Here is a 20362-nt window from a genome sequence, read left to right as displayed (position 1 = left end):
GTTCTCTATAGCAGAGAGTAATTCTCTGCATACCCAAGGGCCTGCACCTATTCATGTCCTCTCTCCCCCCCATTCCCCCGCCTAATCCGCGCAGTCCTTTTGTGTGGCTGCGCAATAAGTTCTTGGCGGGAGTCGCCGTGGCTTTGCCACTGCTGATCACGTTCTGGATTCTCCAGAGCGCATATCACTTGCTGCACGGGTGGAGCGTGCCTGTGGTGGATTTCATTGCTCGTTTTATCAATGAATTGACGGGACGGATCATCGTAGATCCCAGCTCGCCCACTTACCAGCATGTGCTGACGTTCGTGGGTTTCTTGATTCCCCTGATGGTGTTTTTGGCTTTAGGCGCCATGGCAACCAACGTGCTGGGGGTACGGGTGGTTATGGCCATGGATAAGCTGCTGCTCAGTGTGCCCATCGTCTCTTTCATCTACAAATCTTTGAAGCAGGTGATTGATGGTTTTAAAGGACTGGGTGGAAGGCAAAATTTCAAACGTGTTGTCTATGTGGACTACCCTTCTGGCGATATGAAGATGCTGGGCTTTGTCACTGGGCAATATCTCGATCCTCAGCAAAACAAGGTTCTCGCGGCTGTATTCATCCCTGGAGCACTGAGCCCGATGACAGGGTTACTTCTGGTCGTACCGATTGAGCAAGTAACAGATGCACCTCTGACGGTTGAGGATGCCATGAAGCTCATCTTTTCAGGGGGACTTATCGTCCCATCCAGTTTGGCGGCACCCGCATCGAAGCCTGACATCAGCCCAGCCCCTCTGCCTGTGGCAGAAGAAGCACATGAACCGGAGTCCGAACCTGATCTGCCCGTGGGCCTACCTCGTGCTGAAGATTTTGATTCAGGAGATCCAGATATTTTGAGTGACAGTGAAGTGGAAGCCGCCGAACTCGCAGGGACTCATTCCCCAGGTCGGCGCATCCTCAGCGCCCTTTCATGGCGTAAAAAATAACATGGAGTTCATCACTCCTGAGTGTTTTGTTGCGATCCGACGACACAGAAGCAGAAAAAACACCCTTACCCACACGGTTTTTTTCTGCTTCACAGATTCCGAAAAAACTTTGCTTTCCCGCTTTTGACCTTTGAATCCCTGAGAACAAGCCCAGACTTGAGAAAAAGCTGCGGCCACGTCTTGCACTCCCCGCATTGTCTGCCAAGGATGAGTGCTCCCAACACATGAGCGACCCCATCCGACACGAGTGCGGCATTGCCGTAGTCCGGCTGAAAAAACCCTTGGCCTATTACCAGGACAAGTATGGCACTGCCCTCTATGGACTGGAGCGCCTATTTGGCCTCATGGCCAAACAGCGCAATCGTGGCCAAGACGGCATCGGCATTGGCTGCTGCAAGCTGGATATGCCCCCAGGAGCGCCTTACATGTTTCGCGTCCGCTCCACCAAGTCCGCAGAGGCGATCGGAGAAGTCCTCGCAGATGAGATGAAGGAATTTGGCCGAATCGCCCGCAGGGTGAATGCTGAGCGCAAAGAGCGCCGCGATGAATCTGGCCTGGAATATACGAAGTTTGAAGACGATCCCGAGGCGATCAAACGTGAGTTTGAACTGGCTGGGGAAGTGAACATGGGACATCTCCGTTATGGCACCAGCGGTGCTTTCGGAAAAGGGAGCTTACACCCCTACATCCGCCGCAGCACCTGGCCCACTCGGAGCCTCATGGTGATGGGTAATTTCAATCTCACAAACTCGGGTGAGCTGAATAAAATCATGATGAAACGGGGCCAGCACCCTGTCTTCGATACCGATACCCAAACGGTGCTCGAAGAGATCGGCTTTCAGCTCGATGAAGCCCACACTGATCTCTATCACACAATGAGAGATTCCGGCGTTCCGCTGGAAGATATCACCCGTCACATCAGCGAGCAACTCGATGTGGCCCACATCATTCGTAAATCGGCCGAACTCTGGGATGGCGGCTACACCATTGCCGGCACCATTGGCAACGGGGATTTCTTCATCATGAGGGACCCCCTCGGCATTCGCCCATGCCACATGTATGAAGATGATGAGGTCGTTGCTTTTGCTTCGGAGCGCGTCGCCCTCATGACCGTGTTTGAAGTCGATGAAAACGACGTTCAGGAGCTGGCCCCAGGTCACGTTTGCGTCATCAAATCTTCTGGAGCCATCACCACCACCGCCTTTGCCCCGCAAGCTGAGCCTTTGCGACCTTGTTCTTTCGAGCGCATTTACTTCTCTCGAAGCAACGACTCGGTCATCTATCGCCAGCGCAAAGCACTGGGCGAGCAGATGGTTCCACAGCTTATCGAAGCCATCGGAAACGATTGGGAACATACCGTCACCAGCTTCATCCCAAACACCGCAGAAACAGCCTATCATGGCTTTCTGGATGGCTTGCGTTATCGGCGTCGCCAAGAAGTGAAGGATGCCATCGTCGAGATGGTACACAGTGGTACCTTTGACGAAAACAAACTGGATGATCTCGTCCTGCGTAACTGGCCCCGCTCGGAAAAGATCGCGCACAAAGACATCAAGATGCGCACCTTCATCGCCCAAGAAAGTGGCCGTGATCAGCTTGTCTCCAGTGTTTATGATATCACTTACGGAGTTGTGACCCCGAATGACAATCTGGTGGTCATTGATGATTCGATCGTCCGTGGAACCACGCTCAAAAAGAGCCTGCTACGCATCCTGGCCCGCACCAATCCGCGCCGCATCATCGTGTGCTCCACCGCGCCGCAGATCCGCTACCCTGACTGCTATGGCATTGACATGTCTGAACTGGGCAAATTCATCGCCTTCCAGGCCGCTATTGCGCTTCTGGATGAACATGGCTTGCGCCATGTGGTGAAGGAAACTTACGATGCCTGCAAAGCCGAAGTAAATAAGCCTAAATCTGAAATGCGTAATGCGGTCAAAGCCATCTACGCTCCTTTCAGCGATGCGCAGATCTCCGCCAAAGTGAGCCAGTTAGTCTATCCCCAGCACACCGCGTGGCAGGGTGACATTCACGTGATTTTCCAATCCATTGACGGACTTCACAAGGCGCTCGGACCTGATTATGGCGACTGGTATTTCAGTGGTGACTACCCGACCCCGGGCGGCTTCTACACTGTGAATCGTGCCTTCATGAATTTCTTTGAAGGCAAGGGTGGGCGCAGCTACGACACACTTCTCTAAAAAACGCAGAAGAAATGAGTGACCTGTTTTTTCAAAAACTGGTCACTGCGCCAGCGTTGGCTCTGAGCTAGGGATTTACAAAATAGATTCCATGCTCAGCGCTGATCTCAATGATACGCTGCATATCAGGCTCTCCAGGTTGATTCATCACTTCAGCACAACGAGCAAAGAAGTTTTCAAAGCCCGAGGGAGCCGTGGTGATGAGCATCTTGGAAACAATGTTCCCTGTGTTCTTAAAGGCATGAGGTACATTCCGAGGCATGTAAACAGCGGTGCCTGGGCCCCCTTCGTTCCATTGCCCTTCTTTTAAAAAGCTCATCTGACCTTCCAAAACATAAAACCATTCATCCTCTCGAGTATGAAAGTGGGGAGGTGGACCACCTCCAGGCTGAGTGATTTCTACCCACTGCGTGTAAGCCCCACCAGTCTGCTCCCCAGTGAGATGAAAATGGGATTCTTGACCAAAAGCACGGATGATGGTGCCTTGGCCTGCCGGTATAATAGTAGCTTTATTGGCCATATAGAATGAATGAGACCCCAGTAAAAAACACCCATTCCCTGACTTGTCTGGCGTTTTTTGATTCAGGGATTTCACACAACCATTTGCCTCGGCGCACCGGCAATGCTCCCCTGTAGGTCATTGCTGATGACTGATCTTTCCCCTGCCGAACTCCAGCGTTATGCACGGCATCTCGCCATGCCTGAGTTTGGTATCGAAGCTCAGAGAAAACTAAAAGCCGCACGTGTCTTGTGCATCGGTGCTGGAGGTCTGGGCTCTCCCATCAGCATGTATTTGGCTGCGGCAGGTGTGGGTACATTGGGCCTTGTGGACCCAGATGTGGTAGAGATTTCTAACCTACAACGACAGTTGCTCTTTGGCCAAAGCGATGTTGGACGCCCAAAACTCGAAGCCGCACGCGAACGGCTTTTAGACATCAATCCACATCTCGAAGTGCGAATGCACCGTGAGATGTTCACGGCAACGAACGCTCGCCAAATCGCCGCCGATTATGATCTCTTGATTGATGGAACTGATAACTTCCCCACACGTTATCTCTCCAATGATACCGCTGTCTGGCTGGGTAAGCCGAATGTGTATGGCAGTATTTTACGCTTTGAGGGACAGGTGGCCGTCTTCGCTCCCCACCTGGGCGCGCCCTGCTACCGATGCATGTCCCCTATCCCGCCCAAGCCAGGCTTGGTTCCCAGTTGCGCAGAAGGTGGCGTGCTTGGCGTTTTACCAGGCCTCGTCGGTACCATGCAGGCGCTTGAAGCCATCAAGCTCATCACCGGTATGGGGCAACCTTTGTTAGGCAAGCTTCTTCACGTGGATACTTTGAGTCTCCGCTTTCGCACCTTCAATCTCCGGCGCGACCCTGACTGCCCCGTCTGTGGAGAAAATCCCACCATCACCGAACCCATCGACTACCAAGGCTTTTGCGGTATGACACCTCCTCCCAATGTACCTACTCTCACGGTTCAGGAACTGCACGACAAACGCATGCAGGGGGAAGACCATTTCCTCCTGGATGTGCGCGAGCCTGATGAGTATGAAAACGCACGCATCACGGGCTCCATTCTCATCCCTCTGGGACAGGTCACCGCTCGTGCGGCTGAAATCCCCAAGGACAAGCCCGTCTTCGTGCATTGCCGATCGGGCATGCGCAGTGCTAAGGCTGTAGCAACTTTGCAAGACCTGGGTTACACCCAGGTTTGGAATATTGCGGGCGGTATTCTAGCCTGGGCCAAAGATATTGATCCAACCGTACCCGCCATCTAATCCCCTCATCATGGACCTTACCTGGATCAACGATTTTTTACTGACTTTTCGCTGTCCCCACACACATCAGCCGCTCCGCTGGGCTCTGGCTGAAGACTTACAACGCCACGGCCTAGCAGCCGAAGAAAAAGCTCTCGTCAGTGAAGATGGGACACGTCTTTATACGATAGACAATGGCATTCCGGTGCTGCTGCCGCAGGAAGTCTAAAGGCACGGGAGATTACTCCTCAGCCTTCCAACCTGGCCCTCGGAAGATGTAGCCTAGGCGTTTTCTCCAAGGCAAAGCGCTCTGCCTCACATCTCTCAGCATGTCCTTCCACTCATGAAGAACAATGTTCAGCAGTCCTCGATCTTCAATTCTTTTGGTTAGGCCATAACGCACAGGTTCATCCGGCAACTCAGCCTGAAAAGTACCAAAAAGTTTATCCCAGACGATCAGGCACATGCCCATGTTTTTATCCAGGTAACGCCCATTGGAAGCATGATGTACGCGATGGTGGCTCGGCGTCACCAAAACATGCTCTAGCCAACCCATTGACTGAATGCGCTCGGTATGAATGAGGCTGCCGTAGATCTGTGTGGCCGCATACATGAAGAGAATATCGAGCGGCTCAAAGCCCAACCAAGCAATAGGTAGGAAGTAAATCGTGCGATAAACAGGCTGAAAGACAGACGAACGAAACCCGGTGGTGAGATTGAACTCCTCCGAAGAATGATGTGTGACATGCACTGCCCAAAACAGGCGGCAATGATGGTCCACGTAATGCAGGACGTAATAGGCCAAGTCCTGGAGGATAAACAAGGCGATCCAGTAGAACCAGCCTTTGTCCAGATCCATCCCGCGATGATTCCATGCCCACAACATTACGGGTAGGACTAGCACCGCGCGCAAGACTAAGTCTAGACTGCCATTCAAAGCAGCCATGTAAAAATTCGTCAGAGTCTCCCGCCGGGTATAAGCCCGGATGCCATGGAAGTGTGTGACGATGATCTCAAGAAGGATGGCCCCCAAGATCACCGGCACACTGACGAGCAGCAGCAACTGTTCACGAAACAATTCCATGATTCAGTGCGCCTCAGCCTCAAGCTTGGCGTGATTTAACGTAGTCGAGGATTTTTTGATCGTCATCTCCGGCTGCCCAAACCACCCGCAGGAAGTCTGCCGGATGAATGTCATGCTTGGACAAAAAGGCACGATCGCCACCGCAGCAAAACATCGTGTCAGGGTCCATCTCCCCACGCAGTTTTGCACGTGCCTTTACGATGATCCGCGGTAGCCAGACAAATCCACCTAAGTCGGCCGTTTTAGCAGGAAGTTCAGATGGGGCAATGACGTGTGCACTCTCCACTCCTTTTTGGATCGTCAGGAAATAATCCCGACGCACAGCCGCTACCAAAAGGGCCGTGATGGCGGTGGGGTCTTCGCCACCTGAGCTGACGTTATCTTCCACAAAGTCGAAGAACTCGCGCTCACGGCAGCCGATGGCTTTTAGAAAGTCTTGGTCCTCATCGCTAAACCAGCTCTCGAAGTCCTTGTTGCCGTCATCGTATTCGTCCACGCAGGCGTCGAACAATTCCACGAAATAAGAGTCCCAAATGTAATGCTTCATAGTGATGGATGCTTTACCATCACCTCAGCCTTGGGCACGCGAAAAGTTTGAAACAAGACCAGATGCGTTTCAGTGAGATCGAGCCAGGGTCTCCTATTTCTTTTGCAGACGAAAACTGGCCGCTGCGAGAAGAAAGGTGCATGCGATCATGAGTGTGCTCAGGGCATTGATCATGGGCAGGCTGCGGCTGGTTTTCATCATACTGGCGACTCGCAGGGGTAACGTCGTGGTTCCAGGGCCAGAGACAAAAAAGGAAATCACGTAATCATCCATCGAAAGGGTAAAAGCTAGTAGCCCACCGGCTAAGATCCCTGGAAGTAGCAAGGGCAGTAAAACACGACGCATCGCCTGCCAACGCGTAGCGCCTAAATCACGAGCCGCCTCCAGCAGCGTGAGGTCAAAATCCTGCAATCGCCCCAGCACCACCATCGTGACGTAACTCAGGCAAAACGTCACATGCGCGATCCATAGGGTCATGAATCCTGTCTCTACCCCAGCCGCTACGAATAAAGCCAGCAGCGACATGCCCATTAGAAGATCTGGTAGGGCGAGAGGCAGCGTCACCAGGCTTTGATGCACGCTTTGCAGACGGGATCGAAACTGATGCAGCGTCCATGCTGCCAGGGTGCCTAAAATCATGGCTGTGACACTCGACAGAGAGGCGACTTTTATAGTCAACCACAGAGAGGACCAGACCTCATCCGCTTTCCAAAGTCGCTCATACCATTTCCATGTAAAGCCTTCCCACTCCCCTCCAAAGCGCGATTCATTAAAAGAATTGACCACCAGGACCATTAACGGAGCGTGCAAAAAAACAAGAACGAGGGAGGTAAGCAGGCGTGACAGCATGGGCACATGATGATTCACGAAACCTCCTCCCAGCGCAATAGTGGCGCAGGGGATGTTAATCAGGAGACGAATCCGACCTAATTCTGCATAAATACCCTGTCTTGGTTGCAAAGGTTCATGCCTCCGCTAGCGTTCTACTCTGCGAGCGCGTCTCAATTGCACTTCAGCCATGCACGCCCCTTTCACACTTTCCCAGCTCCCTGTCGGCCAATCCGGCATCATTCAGTCCATGCCTACGGGCCGAACGGGACTCACTCGCCTGCGCGAGCTAGGCCTGACGCCAGGTGCACGTGTCACCATGGTACGGCGTTCCCCGCTAGGAGAGCCCATTGAGATCACCGTGCGCGGTTCTCACCTGGCCATGCGTAATCATGAGGCGGCAGACATTTGCATTTCCCAAGCATGAGCGCCGAATCGCCCCTGCTGGCCATCGTAGGCAACCCGAATTCGGGAAAGACCACCATTTTCAACCAACTCACCGGTCTGCGGCAGAAGGTGGGGAATTACCCAGGCGTCACGGTCGAAAAAAAGATTGGGGAATGCTACAGCCAACATGGCAAAAAACTTCGTCTCATTGACCTTCCGGGTGCTTACAGCCTCAATGCCCGCAGCCCAGATGAGGCTGTCCTGCGCGACGTGCTGTTAGGCCGTCAGGCAGATACCCCCCGGCCAGACCGAGTCGTTTTCATCGCAGATGCTGCGAATCTAGAGCGCAATCTTTACCTCCTCACTCAAGTTCTAGAACTGGGCCTGCCGACGATCCTGGTACTGAACATGATGGACATCGCCACGTCCAAGGAATGGCGTATTGACCTCAGAAAGCTCTCAGACGAACTCGGTGTTCCGGTGGTCCCCATGCAAGCGACCACCGGAACAGGCTTTCTGGAACTGAAATCCGCGATCAGTCGCGAAGATATCCCCCTTCCCCGATGGCAGTCGGCACCGTTGCCTGATGACATTCGTGCCACTCTCCAGACGACCCGAGCGGAACTGCTACTGACAGGGGCAGTTCATGATAAAACGACTCTTCTCGAACCGCTCTATTTGCTTTCAGACCACGATCCGCTGCACGCCAGTATCAAGGATGCATACATGGGCCAGATCCAGCGGGGGCGGGATGCATTGAACGCCACTCATCCAGGTTGGGAAGATCAGCTTGTGGCAGATCGTTATGCCAAGATCGAAAGCCTGACCCGCGAAGTACTGCAAAGGCCCGATCAGGAGTTGCCGACCATCACTCAAAAGTTGGATGCCATCCTCCTCCACCCGATACTAGGCGGCCTCACCATGCTGGCCTTTCTGGGCTTTCTTTTTTATCTTATCTTTGCCGTGGCTGAGATCCCCATGGGATTGATTGACGAGACCTTTGGAGCTTTGGGCACCTGGGTCACCGGGATCATGCCGGCAGGAGATCTGCGTGATTTGATCGTTCAAGGGGCCATTGCAGGCGTCGGTGGTGTGGTCATTTTCCTCCCACAGATTTTGATCCTCTTTTTCTTTATCGGTATCATGGAGGACACCGGTTACATGGCCCGCGTGGCTTTCATTTTGGATCGGGTGATGGGCGTCGTGGGCCTCAACGGTAAAGCCTTCCTTCCGTTCCTCAGCTCATACGCCTGCGCCATCCCCGGGGTGATGGCCACGCGTACCATTGACAGTCCAAAGGATCGTCTCATCACCATCCTCATCGCCCCACTGGCGAGCTGCACGGCCCGTATTCCCGTGTATGTCCTGCTCATCAGTGTCTTCATGCCAGATACTGTCTCAACCTGGGCCAAGGCGGGGATCATGGTCGGTCTTTATGCACTCGGCACACTCGGGGCCTTCTTCTTCGCCTGGGTGCTAAACAAAGGCATTATGCGCGGGAAAAACGCCCCCATGATATTGGAAATGCCGACGTACAAGATGCCCGCGTTGAAATCCATCCTCCTTCTTGTGTGGCAACGGGCCAAGGCCTTCTTGGTCCGTGCAGGGACGATCATTTTCGGTATCTCCATCTTGATCTGGGCCGCCTCTACCTACCCTAAAAATCACGACATCAGTGCGCAGGTAACCACAGTAGAAGAACGCATCGCGGAGCTTGAACCGCAGGCTGAGAATGAAGCTGTGGCCCCACAACTGGAGGCTGCGAAAGCCGAGCTAGCGTCGCTCAATTCCCAGCATCTTGCCCAGAGTTTGGCAGGGCGCGCCGGTCACTTCATTGAGCCTGCCATTAGACCCCTCGGCTATGACTGGAAGATCGGCATCGGTTTGATCGGTAGCTTTGCAGCCCGTGAAGTCTTTGTGAACACGATGTCCGTGGTCTATGCCGTGCAGGCCCAGGATGACGAAGACATTGCTCCTGTAAGGGATCGCATTCGTGAGGAAAAACGTGCGGATGGCTCTGCTGTTTATACTCCGCTCGTATGCATCAGCCTTTTGGTCTTTTACGTCTTTGCCATGCAATGCGTGAGCACCATGGCCATAGTCAAGCGCGAGACAGGCAGTTGGGGCTGGATGTTTTTCCAGCTTGGCTTCATGACAGGAACCGCATACTTTCTATCTTTTGTTATCTTCCAAGTCGGCAGCGCGCTGGGATATTGACGACCGTAAACTCAACATTGCCTTCTTCCTTTCAGTCTAAACCATTCTTATGAACGACTGGCAATCTTGGGCAGCTCCCGCAGTGGTCTTAGTGACGGCAGCATGCTTTCTCTATTCCTCTTTGAAAAACCGTAAAAAGAGTGGTTGTGGCGGAGCCTGTGGCTGCGCACAAAAGCCCCAGGCTCTGAAAAAGCATGTTCGTTAAGACACCGCGAAATTGCCAACACCCAAGCCTGGCTTAAACAAGATTCAGGGCTCCACCTTCGCAAAGTTCAGTCTTGCCAAACGTTTTGAGCCCCGTGTGGCCCATGCTGTGTGCCACGCTCATCCAAAGACGATTATGAGCGACTTTGTCAAACTTCAAGGTACGGCCCATTTTGAATCCTGCCCCACCACCCACCATCACATAAGGAATGTCATTGAGGGTGTGGCTATTGCCCTTACCTAACTCATTGGTCCAGACTAACAAGGTATTGTCCAGCATGCTGCCATCCCCTGTCGGCTCAGGGGTTTCGCTGAGGCGCTTGGCCAGATAAGCGAATTCTCCCGCGAACCAGGTATTGATCTTCATCAGCTTGGCGTAGCTGTCTTTATTGTCATCAGGATCGTGCGAAAGAGAGTGGTGACCTTCTTCGATGCCCAGCCAGCGCATCTGGGCCATGCCCACAGAGCGCATGTATTGAAGCGTGGCCACGCGGGCCATGTCATTGGCCAGGGAGTTGACCAGGAGATCAATCTGCACACGGCTGATCTCGGGCGTATTGTCATTCACCAGTTCAATGCTGGGGTCAATCTGCGGCACTGGATGGGCGAGCTGGCCTTGCTTATCGGCATTCTCCAGATCCTGTTCCAGACTACGGACCAAAGTCATGTGTTGGTCCAGCAAAGCTTTGTCGCGAGCACTCAGCTTGGAGGAAACACGCTTTAGGTCATCGCGCACGTCATCCAAGATGCTGACAAGACTTTCCTTGTCTTTCATTCGGCCGTACAATTTGCCCAGCATCTGGTGGGGATCATCTACGGGGGCGATGGGTTGATTGCCACCGGCATAACTCATGCGAGTCCAGGGATCGGCACGATCAGGCACCGCTACGCCGAACTCAAGCGAGCCAAAACGAGTGCGGGTCTCTGGGCGGCTTTGGAGGAAGTTTTTGATCTCCTGATCAATGGAAATATTACTGGCCCAGCCAGCAGGATTGCCACCACCGCCCATGATATTGCCTTTCAACAATTCATCGCAGGTAAGCAGGCAGCTCATGCCGCGCATGTGGCTGTCTCCGTCACCCTGCACCTTGTTGGCGATACCATGAAGGATCAGGGTCTTTTCCTTGAAGGCTTCCAACGGTTTAAGGATGGATTTGAACTCAATTCCCTCCCCCTCTTTATCAGGCCAAAATTCACCCGGCAGCGTGCCATTGGGGGAGAACATGACGATGAGCCGCTGCCGCTTTTGCGGTGCCGGAGCTCCCGTGATGCTAGGCAGACCCGCCAGGAACGGCAAGGCCGTAGCGGAGATGCCGAGGTCGCGAAGAAATTGACGGCGATTCAGAGATTTCATGAGGGGGATAAAGCTACGCAGCGTGGGGAAGTTTTCTTGCGATTGGCAGTCTGGGATAAAACGATATAGGCCCAGACTAAGACGTCTTCATTTCTTAACTTCGACGGGCACCCCCTCAAGGGCAGAAAGCAGAGTGATCTCAACGAGGAGTTGTTTGATGCTGCAACCGTTAGCGGCAAAACTGCGCTGAAGGTTGTCCATGACCTGCGGCCCATAAGCAGGGATTTGCTGTTTCACGGTGTGATGGAAAAGGTGGCGGATGAAAGCGCGGTGCCCAGCGGGATTATCCGCAACGTAGTTGACGATGTCACGCGGTCCAGTGAGGCGGATGTTTTTCCCCTCTTCCGTCGCGAGCTCACTGGTGGCATTGACTGGCTTATTGTTATCCTTCGTGCGCCAGCGACCGATGGCGTCGAAGTTTTCCAAGCTGAACCCAAGAGGATTGATGGTGGAATGGCAAGACATGCAGGAGCTATTGCGGGTGAGCTCGGTGATTTTTTCCCGCATGGTCAGGCTGGGATTGAAGTGGCTCTCATCAAAGGTGACAGCCATGGGCGGTGATTTCAGGGAGATACCCACGATGTTACGGGTGAGGAAGACACCGCGATGGATCGGTGAGGTTTGCTTGCTGTAGGCCATGGAGGCCAGCAAATAGGGATGCGTAACGACGCCGGCGCGCTGATTCGGATCAAAGGAGACACGCTGGAACTCACCGCCCTGCACCGTCTGGCCATAGAATTTTGCCAAGCGGTCATTCAGCAGCAGATAATCAGCACGCAACAGCTCGCGATAGTCAGACTTCTCACTCCAGACCACATCATCAATGAAACGCAGCAAGGACTCACGCAGATCTGCCAGCACCTCCTGATTGAAGCCTGGAAAAGCATTCGGATCCTTTGAGGTGTTTTCAGCGTGCTCAAGGTCTAACCAATGATGGAAGAAACCGTGTAACTTAGCTTTAGTGCGAGCATCGGAAATCATCCGCCAAGCCTGGGCCTGCACCTGCTCGCGGGTATGAAGTTTGCCTTCAGAGGCGGCCTGAAAGAGCTTTTTATCCGGAATGGAATCCCACAGGGCAAGAGCTAAGCGGGAGGCAACATCGAAGTCACTGACTTGCTCGTTTTCTCGCAAATCAGGGTAAAGAAAATGGGGAGACTTGAGGGCAAATAGCACCACACGCTTCACAGCCTGCTCCGGAGTTTTTGCCGTCTTAAAGTGGGATTCCACGTAGAGTTGTTTTTGCTCCTCACTGAGACGACGGCGAAAGGCCGTTTCGGCAAATAGGTGGGCGAAGGCTTTGAGCTTGGTCGGGCGCTCAGGATCCTCGGGCTTCACATTGGCGAGGCGTGCCAAATGCTTTTCCACATGTTCAGCCGTCGCAATGGCAGCCTCTGTGGTGGCTTGATCCCAGGCTTTGCTGATGCTGGAGCCACGCTCATAACCTACGCTGCGGTCATCGGCGGGGAAATTCGTACTGATGATCATGAGCTGCTGGGAACGGTCGGTCCGCAGGGCATGTTGAGGGATGAGTTCCTCCACGCCATGAGGAGGCTTCCACCACAGCTCCACGGAGGCTGAGTCTTCCTTGAATTTGAAATGTTCCAGCACCAAGCGGTAGGTGCGCCCCCCGACAAGGTAGATGCTTTTGCGCTCCTCACGGACTTTGGGTCCATTGCTCACCCATCCGTCAATCAGGGCTTCCTGGTCATCGTTAACGAAAAGGCGGACGCCGTTTTCGCTTTTGACGATGAATTCATACACCCCGGTTTCTTCCGCCACCACACCGCCGTCCCAGCGGTTATTGAATTCCTCACCGATCATTTTCGCGGCATCTGGGCTGTCCTTACCCCAGTGAAAAGAGATGTGGCCATCCACACGCTCGAAGCGGAATTGCTTCCGATTCTTACGCTTTTCCTCGGCTTTCTCGATCTCTTGCTGGCGGCGTTTTTGCTCGGCCTTGCGGAGTTCGTTGCGCGCATTGGCGATGACTTTGGCATCGGCTTTCGCTGCCACAAGTTCATCGAGTTTGACCTGCTCTGGCAGTTTCTCTTCAGACTTTTTTTCTTCCGGGGGTGGAATCTCGAAACCTCGATAAAAGCCCTTGATCCCCATTTCCTGAGAAATTGGGCGATCGAACCCCGGCCCCATGCGAAAACGGCCGATGAGATCCATCACGCTGGTGCGGTATTGTGCGATGGTGAGACGGGTGAGATCCTTAGCCGGTGGCCGGGTGATTGCTTGGGCCTCGGGAGAATAAAAGGCCTCGTAAATGTAGGCGGCTACCTGCTTGGCATCTTCGCCCACACAAGCACCCACGTTTTCCTCCGGCATGGTGCGCTCGATCTTGCGCGCCAGCGCCTCCAGGGTGCGGTCGCCGATAAGAGGCTCGTCATACTTACCATCTACGCCCTGACCTTTGTCGCCATGACATTCCACACAGAGCTTTTCATAGATCACTTTTCCCGGATGTGGACCATCGGCGGCCTGCAATAATGCTCCCAGGCTAAAGGTAAGCGAGGGTGCCAAAAGGGCTAAAAAAGAATATCGAATGACCATGCGAGTAGCTGGATACGTCTCAGGAGATGGGGGGAGCCCGAAACGTGCCAGTGAGAACATTACCCCCAATAAAGGCTGCGTCTTTCAAGCGACGGCCAGACAAGCTGGGTACTCAGGGCTTGCGGACATAGACTTCTAGCGGACCTGGGGCAAGCTGGTAGGGGCGAGTGATGGCGACGCTGCTCTCCAGAGTCCAGCGACTAGGCTGGCTGCGCAGGGCCTTGAGCAGGAGCTCCTCGTGGGCGCTCGGACTTTCGCCTTCGGTTGTGACGTGCACGAAAACGTGGCTGATGGCGGTTTGGTCCAAGTAGGCCAAAAGAGCCTCAGGGCTGTCGAAAGTAGGTTTATAATCTCGGCCCAGCCAATCTGTGGCCGCGAGCTCTTTGCTGGCCCGATGCATCTGAAGTGAGGAAGGTGAGCGGGAGTGAAGGGCAAAAGCAGCCGAGGCGATGAGAGCCCCTTCCCCACGAGGATCTGCGCAAACGAGCCAGTGGGTAATGCCGCCTGAAGTCGGTTTTTCAAGAGCCTGCATGATGGCGCTGCGGAAACCATGGACGTTTTTCACCAGCAGATAAGGCACCTGGAAAACGACCAGTAAGACCAGACTAATGATGCCAAAACGGCCCAGCGGGGTCTTTGATAAAGTGAAATCAAAAAACGAGACTGCCAGTAAAGCCACAACGGGCACCACCGGCATAAAATAGCGGCTGCTATACCCTGTGGGAATGAACAGCATGATGAGCACCGTGCCAACAAGCAGGCCGAGCAAAGCCGTACGCCGGGCATCTGGACGGAGCTTAAACTTGGTCAACTCTAGCCACAGCGCCAAACCTGGAACGGCCATCATGACCGTGACAAATCCAAAAGAAGTCGAAAGGACAGAGCCGTAATAGGTCACGGCACCGAGGGCGAAGTCCATCACCCCAGAGGACACCATACCCTCTTTGGTAATCTTCGAGGAGTACAACATCCAAGGGCCAGCCAAGAGACCCACAGGTAGGCCGGCGGCCCAAAAGGCGGGCTTTTTCAGCAGGTCCCAACGGTGCAGCGCCAGCACAGTCACGGCAGGGACTAAGGCCAAAGCGAGGCCCGAACCCTTGGTCAAAATGGCAGCGGCAGCGGTGCCCCCAAAGAGCAGAGCCCAGCGAAAATTTGGCTTCTCCAGGAACCGCACCCAAAATTGCACCGCCAACAGACATAGGCAGGCAAGCATGAGATCTGCCATCACCAGTTGCGTAAGTTTCAAGGTCACCGGGAATGCCGCGCTGAGGATGGCTGCTGCCATGGCGGAGAAATCTCGCAAAATGCGCCGCCCTATGAAATAGACTTGGAGCGCTAGCAGACCCGTGAAAACGGCCTGTAACATGAATAGAACTGGAGGCTGTGGCCAAGGCAAAAGCACAAGACCCGCCATGGCATAATAACCCGGTGGGTAGTGTCCCAGGGCGACCTTTGGAAAAGCCTCATAATACTGCTGAGCAAAGGTGAGCGGGGACTGGCCAAGGCCCTTGGCTAAATAGTCCCGCACCATCAGACTGGTAACGGCATGGGCCGGCTCATCTGGATCCGCCCCAATGTCAGAGGTCCACACACCCGTGAGACTTTGAATCAGGAGGATGCCCAAAGTTACCCCCAAGAACAAGATGCCAGCACGGTATCGCGAAAGGAGTGAAACAGGAGACGGATCAGGATCTGACATGAAGGGGCGGATGGTGAAGCAAAACCAGTCGAAAGGCAAACGAGAGGCCCGTAAGAAAAGCGCTTTTATGACGAGACGGTTTAGAGATTTCCCGAGAATGGTTCACTGACGAAGCGAAACAGAAACTCAAACAATCATTATAATTCATAATTTCCATAAATTAAACTTGGCTTACAGGACTCCATGCAGGATGTTTCAGGACTTGCCTTCTTGCCATGGTCCGCCTGCCCCATTTTTCACGCCGCTTACTGGCTCTGCTATCCTTGTTAGGGCTGCTGGGCGTTGGTCTCTGGTCTGGCCCTTCTTTGACATCAAGACTGTCGCATGTCTTGCAGACAGTGCTTCCCCCGGATGCCGAATTTAACTCTCAGGAAGTGCTTTCCCCTTTGCCTGAAGAAGGCCGTCAGTCCTCCCCTGGCTTGCCTATCAGTGCAGCGGGACCGCGAGATAAAAACACTTCAGAGCCGCAGGAAGTTGCCCGTTTGGCCCGCCAGAGAGCCGGGAAAGATCTGCGCGCTGGGCGGAGTTTTGCGATGAATGAACATGGCCAGTTAGCCCGCTTCCGCCTTGCTTTGGATGAGCTCTACGATGCCACAGCTCCGGTGCATCAGCGTCTCCGCAAAATAGCCACGCAGTCTAGTGTCGGGCAGTTGCTGAGCTTCGCGCAGAACGAAGCCGAACGGCAGGGACGCTGGCCAGGGCTGGTGATTTATCCCGAAGACAGACCTGCGGATGCCGCTCACCGCCGGGTGCTGACAGAGCAAGTTTTAGTCAAAGCGGCCGATGTAAAAGCGGCCGAAAAACTGGCTAACAGCCAGGGGCTAAAGATCACCAAACGCCCAGAGTATGCGAAACAGCACTTTATCGCCGATGCCGCAGATCCCCTCGCAGCCGTGGATGCCATCGCTGCTCTAGATGGAACGTTGCCTCTTGTCGAACCTTTACTGATGCGGCAGCGGATGCGCCGAGTGCTGCTGGATGACCCTTACCTGAGGGATCAGTGGCATCTCAAAAACACAGGCCAGTCTGGGGGGAAGGTCGGGGTAGATATCGGCATTGAGGGCGTTTGGGATAGCTTTCAAGGTCAAGGCATTCGCATTGCTATTGTGGATGATGGCCTGCAGCTGACACATCCCGATCTGGCTGAAAACGTGGACCCTGCACCTAACCATTATGACTGGAATGAAGGTGATCTGGACCCGAATCCAAATACGAGTGTGGACTTTCACGGCACGGCGGTGGGAGGGGTGGTGGCGGCACGTGGTAATAACAATCTGGGTGTGAGCGGTGTCGCCCCGCAAGCCACCCTAGTGGGTTTTCGACTCATCGCAGGCTTAGTCACTGATGAAACTGAGGCTGAGTCTGCCACGCGTGGCGCAAGTTACATTGAGGTCAAGAATAACAGTTGGGGCCTGAGTGGGAGCCCTTCTGATTTAGTGAACTCAGGTTCGCTCATGGCTGAAGCCATGGCTTACGCGGCCACCACTGGGCGCTCAGGGCGTGGCACGGTCTCCGTCTGGGCTTCAGGCAACGGAAGACATCTCGGCCTGCAAGGCAATAAAGATCCCTACAGCAATAACATGCACACCATCGCCGTAGGGGCAGTGACGCACAAGGGAGTGCTGACTTTTTACAGTGAAACAGGCAGTCATCTCTGCGTGGTAGCACCCTCGGCTGAAACGAAGGGAGGCATCGTGACCACAGACATCACTGGGATTTCCGGTTACAATACAGGCAGCCTGAAGAATCTCTCGGAAGTGAATTACACCAATGATTTCAATGGCACCTCCGCAGCCACGCCAGTGGTCTCGGGAGTGGTTGCACTCATGTTGCAGGCCAATCCCTACCTCAACTGGCGTGACGTGAAGGAGATCCTGCTGCGCAGTTCCACCCAAATCCAGCCCAAAGATAAAGGCTGGCTGCAACGGCCTAACCGCGATGTGTGGGAACAGGGTTTTGCCCCGATCAAGCATCACCACTTTTATGGCGGTGGCATGATTCACGCCCCGTCAGCTGTGGCGATGGCGCAGGCTTGGCCGGGTCTAGGCACCATGATTTCTATCGAACGCACCCAGACGCCAGAATTGCCGATCGAAGGGCAAAAAATCGCACCTCTTGGAGGTACCAGCATTATCATTCCATTACCCGAAGAAACGAAGGCAAAGACCAAAGCCACTCGCGTAAATGTGGACTTCTCAGGAGAAGCCCCACTGCGAGTTGAAAACGTGACGGTCAAGCTCAGCGCCACCCACAGCCGCCGTGGTGACCTCACTCTGCAACTGGTATCTCCGAGTGGCACAGTCAGCACACTGGCCAGTTATTCCAAACTCGATATCGGAGCAAACTACTCCGAATGGACATTCAGCAGCGTGCGGCACTGGGGTGAGTCTTCCCGGGGCATCTGGTCCCTGGTGGCCAGCGAACCGGAAGATGATGTGGATGGCGAACTGGGAGCCGTCACCATCACCTTGCACGGCATTTCTTACCCAGGCATTGAGCTCACCAGCAGACCCACCAGCCAGATTGTGGCCGAAGGAAGTGCATTAGCTCTCGAAGGAGCCACCACCACTTATGGCAAAACCGAACAGCAGTGGCTGAAAGCCGACAAGCCGATTTCAGGTCAGAACAGTGGCACCCTTTCACTGAATCCTGTGCAATTGAGCGATGCAGGTATTTACAGTTACACGGCTGAAAACCTCACCACCAGCATCGAAGTTCCTGTGGTTATAGGGGTGGTGCGCCGCACCTTGTCTCCTCAGCATTTGCTACCAGGGAAAACCGCCACATTTAAGGTGACGGCTGCCGGACCAGCCCTGCGGTACCAGTGGTTCATCGGCAGCCTCGCGCTGCGAGATGATGGTCGCATCACAGGTTCGCGCACGCCCACTCTCACCATCCGCCGAGTTCAGACCACCGATGCTGAAGATTATTACTGCCGAATCAGTATGGGAGACTTCTCCCCGCTGGATACTTTGCGCGGGCGTTTGAGCATCATGAAACCACCCACGCTGGAGGATTTTGTGCCGCCAGAAACTGGCATCGTCAGTGCTTATCTTGATCTACCCATCCTAGCTGACAATGGAGCCACCAGTTACCGCGTCACAGGTCTGCCCCCAGGAGTGAAGCTGGATGCGCGCAATGGCCGCCTCATTGGCCGACCTGCCGTCGCAGGCACTTATCGCATCACGATCATCGCCAGCAACGCGGCAGGCGCCAGCCCACCAATGAGCTTTGACTGGGTGGTGGAAGATCTACCCACAGGTCTTATCGGCACTTACCGAGGATTGGTGGAGCCTAACGACCTTTATAACAACGGCTACGGAGGCTCTCTGGTGGTCAACATTGGTAAAACCGGAGCTTTCACAGGAACCCTTATCCAAGGCAAGGCTAGGACACCCCTCAAAGGTTGGCTGGATACGTATCCAGGGGAAACTTTTGCCACGGTCAATCTCAGTCTCCCCCGCCCTGGCTCAGCCCCACCTTTAGAGTTCACCTTCACCGTGGACAGTGGCCGCTTAGACGGCAGCGTAGGGCATTCAGAGGAAGAATATACCGCCCTCTGGGCGCAGCGGGAATGGACGGCTCTGCCCGAGGAAATGAGTAGCCTCACAGGCACTTATCATCTGCCTTTGATCACCCAACAGACCACTCTGAACTACCCTCAAGGCAGCGGTTATTTGGCCCTATCGCTTACCCAGCGTGGCCGCATGAGTTATGTGGGCCGTCTGGCAGATGGCACCACTCTTAGCGGAGGAGGCACCGGCACTAGCACGGGCTTATTGCCGATCCATCATCTCTTGTATTCCAGCACAGGTTCCGTGCAAGGCACGCTAGCCCTCGTTAAAGGTCTTTCCAGATTTGAAGCACAGCTAGAATGGGTCAAGTCCCAGCAAGCTTCAGGCACTCGAAATTACGGCACTGGATTTCCCCGCCACCCTTTGAACGGCCTGGGCTCTCGCTACACGCCTCCTGTCGCTGGCGGCTTGCTGCTTGATCTTCCGATGAACTCCATCAATGCACAGCTCGATTTTAGTAAAGGGGGGTTGTACACGGATTTCACTCAATACTTCACGTTAGCCTCAGGGAATATCGCTCAGTTCCCCACGGGAGCTAATAATCCGCACCAGCTCAAAATGACGCTGAATGCAAAAACAGGTCTCGTAACCGGAAGTGGCACCAAGATAGATATTGACCCTCTGAATCCGGGCCTGAACCGCCAACGCCCTGGCACATTCAGCGGTCTCATCATCCCCCATTTAAACCGTGCTGAAGGCTACTTCCTTCTCCCCGGCAGCAGCGCACCAGAATCACCGATTTATTCAGGCCACTTCGTCCTGAGATCCGCCTCCAACTGACCTGCTTTTTGTTAGGCTCTTGAAAGGTAGAACGAATACTGAACCGTAGGCTGGGTGTGTTTGGCGGGAAGGAGGTTGTTTGTGAGGTGGGCTGTTCGCCAAATTACCCGGCCCGAGCGATTTGGAGACGTAGGCGGACTTTCGTTTCACGGACGATCTCAGAGTAAGTGGAGATGCGTTGAACGCCGTGCGTTCAGAGAGAGCCG

At 54.2% G+C, this 20362-nt stretch carries 15 protein-coding genes; 8 read left to right on the top strand and 7 right to left on the bottom strand.

All coding sequences use genetic code 11. The annotated features are described in order from the left end of the window. Positions 1 to 53 precede the first annotated feature (53 nt). Both HNQ64_RS17525 and HNQ64_RS17520 read left to right on the top strand, forming a co-directional pair. On the top strand, positions 54 to 965 hold the full coding sequence (locus HNQ64_RS17525) for a DUF502 domain-containing protein (protein ID WP_184211052.1): 912 nt from the start codon (positions 54 to 56) through the stop codon (positions 963 to 965). A gap of 224 nt (positions 966 to 1189) precedes the next feature. Then, complete coding sequence (locus tag HNQ64_RS17520) at positions 1190 to 3166, top strand: amidophosphoribosyltransferase (RefSeq protein ID WP_184211050.1); 1977 nt, start codon at positions 1190 to 1192, stop codon at positions 3164 to 3166. 67 nt (positions 3167 to 3233) lie between these two features. Here the strand turns inward: HNQ64_RS17520 and HNQ64_RS17515 are convergent, their stop codons facing one another. Further along, a complete protein-coding gene (locus tag HNQ64_RS17515) occupies positions 3234 to 3686 on the bottom strand; it encodes a cupin domain-containing protein (protein WP_184211048.1) in 453 nt (150 codons plus the stop codon). 126 nt (positions 3687 to 3812) lie between these two features. On the opposite strand from HNQ64_RS17515, the gene moeB reads away from it, so the two are divergent. Further along, complete coding sequence (gene moeB, locus HNQ64_RS17510; RefSeq protein ID WP_184211046.1) at positions 3813 to 4946, top strand: molybdopterin-synthase adenylyltransferase MoeB; 1134 nt, start codon at positions 3813 to 3815, stop codon at positions 4944 to 4946. 10 nt (positions 4947 to 4956) lie between these two features. Next, positions 4957 to 5154 carry a Trm112 family protein gene (locus tag HNQ64_RS17505; protein ID WP_184211044.1) on the top strand — a complete coding sequence of 66 codons (198 nt, stop codon included), beginning with the start codon at positions 4957 to 4959 and terminating at the stop codon, positions 5152 to 5154. 12 nt (positions 5155 to 5166) lie between these two features. Here the strand turns inward: HNQ64_RS17505 and HNQ64_RS17500 are convergent, their stop codons facing one another. The 3 genes from HNQ64_RS17500 to HNQ64_RS17490 form a co-directional block, all read right to left on the bottom strand. Next, positions 5167 to 6009: a sterol desaturase family protein gene (locus tag HNQ64_RS17500; RefSeq protein WP_184211042.1), complete on the bottom strand. Its 843-nt coding sequence runs from the start codon at positions 6007 to 6009 to the stop codon at positions 5167 to 5169. 19 nt (positions 6010 to 6028) lie between these two features. Next, complete coding sequence (locus HNQ64_RS17495; RefSeq protein WP_184211040.1) at positions 6029 to 6556, bottom strand: DUF5069 domain-containing protein; 528 nt, start codon at positions 6554 to 6556, stop codon at positions 6029 to 6031. 93 nt (positions 6557 to 6649) lie between these two features. Then, positions 6650 to 7195, bottom strand: a complete 546-nt coding sequence (locus tag HNQ64_RS17490; protein WP_221305486.1) for an ABC transporter permease — start codon at positions 7193 to 7195, stop codon at positions 6650 to 6652. A gap of 379 nt (positions 7196 to 7574) precedes the next feature. Here HNQ64_RS17490 and HNQ64_RS17485 point away from each other — a divergent pair, with 379 nt between their 5' ends. Genes HNQ64_RS17485 through HNQ64_RS24495 form a run of 3 tightly spaced genes read left to right on the top strand, consistent with a single transcriptional unit; the run spans position 7575 to position 10193 of the window. After that, positions 7575 to 7811 carry a FeoA family protein gene (locus HNQ64_RS17485; RefSeq protein ID WP_184211036.1) on the top strand — a complete coding sequence of 79 codons (237 nt, stop codon included), beginning with the start codon at positions 7575 to 7577 and terminating at the stop codon, positions 7809 to 7811. After that, positions 7808 to 9988 carry a ferrous iron transport protein B gene (gene feoB, locus HNQ64_RS17480; RefSeq protein WP_184211034.1) on the top strand — a complete coding sequence of 727 codons (2181 nt, stop codon included), beginning with the start codon at positions 7808 to 7810 and terminating at the stop codon, positions 9986 to 9988. Before HNQ64_RS17485 ends, feoB begins: the two co-directional genes overlap by 4 nt. A gap of 49 nt (positions 9989 to 10037) precedes the next feature. Further along, on the top strand, positions 10038 to 10193 hold the full coding sequence (locus HNQ64_RS24495; protein ID WP_184211032.1) for a FeoB-associated Cys-rich membrane protein: 156 nt from the start codon (positions 10038 to 10040) through the stop codon (positions 10191 to 10193). A gap of 33 nt (positions 10194 to 10226) precedes the next feature. Here the strand turns inward: HNQ64_RS24495 and HNQ64_RS17470 are convergent, their stop codons facing one another. The 3 genes from HNQ64_RS17470 to HNQ64_RS17460 form a co-directional block, all read right to left on the bottom strand. Next, entirely contained in the window at positions 10227 to 11546 is a 1320-nt protein-coding gene (locus tag HNQ64_RS17470; RefSeq protein WP_184211030.1) for a DUF1552 domain-containing protein, read from the bottom strand. A gap of 87 nt (positions 11547 to 11633) precedes the next feature. Next, complete coding sequence (locus HNQ64_RS17465) at positions 11634 to 14102, bottom strand: DUF1592 domain-containing protein (RefSeq protein WP_184211028.1); 2469 nt, start codon at positions 14100 to 14102, stop codon at positions 11634 to 11636. A 112-nt stretch (positions 14103 to 14214) separates the two neighbouring features. Then, entirely contained in the window at positions 14215 to 15801 is a 1587-nt protein-coding gene (locus HNQ64_RS17460; RefSeq protein WP_184211026.1) for an ArnT family glycosyltransferase, read from the bottom strand. A 215-nt stretch (positions 15802 to 16016) separates the two neighbouring features. Here HNQ64_RS17460 and HNQ64_RS17455 point away from each other — a divergent pair, with 215 nt between their 5' ends. After that, complete coding sequence (locus tag HNQ64_RS17455) at positions 16017 to 20156, top strand: S8 family serine peptidase (protein WP_184211024.1); 4140 nt, start codon at positions 16017 to 16019, stop codon at positions 20154 to 20156. Positions 20157 to 20362 lie beyond the last annotated feature (206 nt).

The sequence above is a fragment of the Prosthecobacter dejongeii genome, assembly GCF_014203045.1.
GTDB classification, from domain to species: domain Bacteria; phylum Verrucomicrobiota; class Verrucomicrobiia; order Verrucomicrobiales; family Verrucomicrobiaceae; genus Prosthecobacter; species Prosthecobacter dejongeii.
Note: the sequence above shows the minus strand (reverse complement) of the source record. Positions and strands in the feature narration are given on the sequence as shown.

What these genes read in the sequence shown, in the direction of transcription:
- HNQ64_RS17470 (WP_184211030.1), bottom strand. Translation starts at nt 11,546, where the DNA reads ATGAAATCTCTGAATCGCCGTCAATTTCTTCGCGACCTCGGCATCTCC.
- HNQ64_RS17495 (WP_184211040.1), bottom strand. Translation starts at nt 6,556, where the DNA reads ATGAAGCATTACATTTGGGACTCTTATTTCGTGGAATTGTTCGACGCC.
- moeB (WP_184211046.1), top strand. Translation starts at nt 3,813, where the DNA reads ATGACTGATCTTTCCCCTGCCGAACTCCAGCGTTATGCACGGCATCTC.
- HNQ64_RS17525 (WP_184211052.1), top strand. Translation starts at nt 54, where the DNA reads ATGTCCTCTCTCCCCCCCATTCCCCCGCCTAATCCGCGCAGTCCTTTT.
- HNQ64_RS17455 (WP_184211024.1), top strand. Translation starts at nt 16,017, where the DNA reads ATGGTCCGCCTGCCCCATTTTTCACGCCGCTTACTGGCTCTGCTATCC.
- HNQ64_RS17490 (WP_221305486.1), bottom strand. Translation starts at nt 7,195, where the DNA reads ATGATTTTAGGCACCCTGGCAGCATGGACGCTGCATCAGTTTCGATCC.
- HNQ64_RS17520 (WP_184211050.1), top strand. Translation starts at nt 1,190, where the DNA reads ATGAGCGACCCCATCCGACACGAGTGCGGCATTGCCGTAGTCCGGCTG.
- feoB (WP_184211034.1), top strand. Translation starts at nt 7,808, where the DNA reads ATGAGCGCCGAATCGCCCCTGCTGGCCATCGTAGGCAACCCGAATTCG.
- HNQ64_RS17515 (WP_184211048.1), bottom strand. Translation starts at nt 3,686, where the DNA reads ATGGCCAATAAAGCTACTATTATACCGGCAGGCCAAGGCACCATCATC.
- HNQ64_RS17465 (WP_184211028.1), bottom strand. Translation starts at nt 14,102, where the DNA reads ATGGTCATTCGATATTCTTTTTTAGCCCTTTTGGCACCCTCGCTTACC.
- HNQ64_RS17460 (WP_184211026.1), bottom strand. Translation starts at nt 15,801, where the DNA reads ATGTCAGATCCTGATCCGTCTCCTGTTTCACTCCTTTCGCGATACCGT.
- HNQ64_RS17500 (WP_184211042.1), bottom strand. Translation starts at nt 6,009, where the DNA reads ATGGAATTGTTTCGTGAACAGTTGCTGCTGCTCGTCAGTGTGCCGGTG.
- HNQ64_RS17485 (WP_184211036.1), top strand. Translation starts at nt 7,575, where the DNA reads ATGCACGCCCCTTTCACACTTTCCCAGCTCCCTGTCGGCCAATCCGGC.
- HNQ64_RS17505 (WP_184211044.1), top strand. Translation starts at nt 4,957, where the DNA reads ATGGACCTTACCTGGATCAACGATTTTTTACTGACTTTTCGCTGTCCC.
- HNQ64_RS24495 (WP_184211032.1), top strand. Translation starts at nt 10,038, where the DNA reads ATGAACGACTGGCAATCTTGGGCAGCTCCCGCAGTGGTCTTAGTGACG.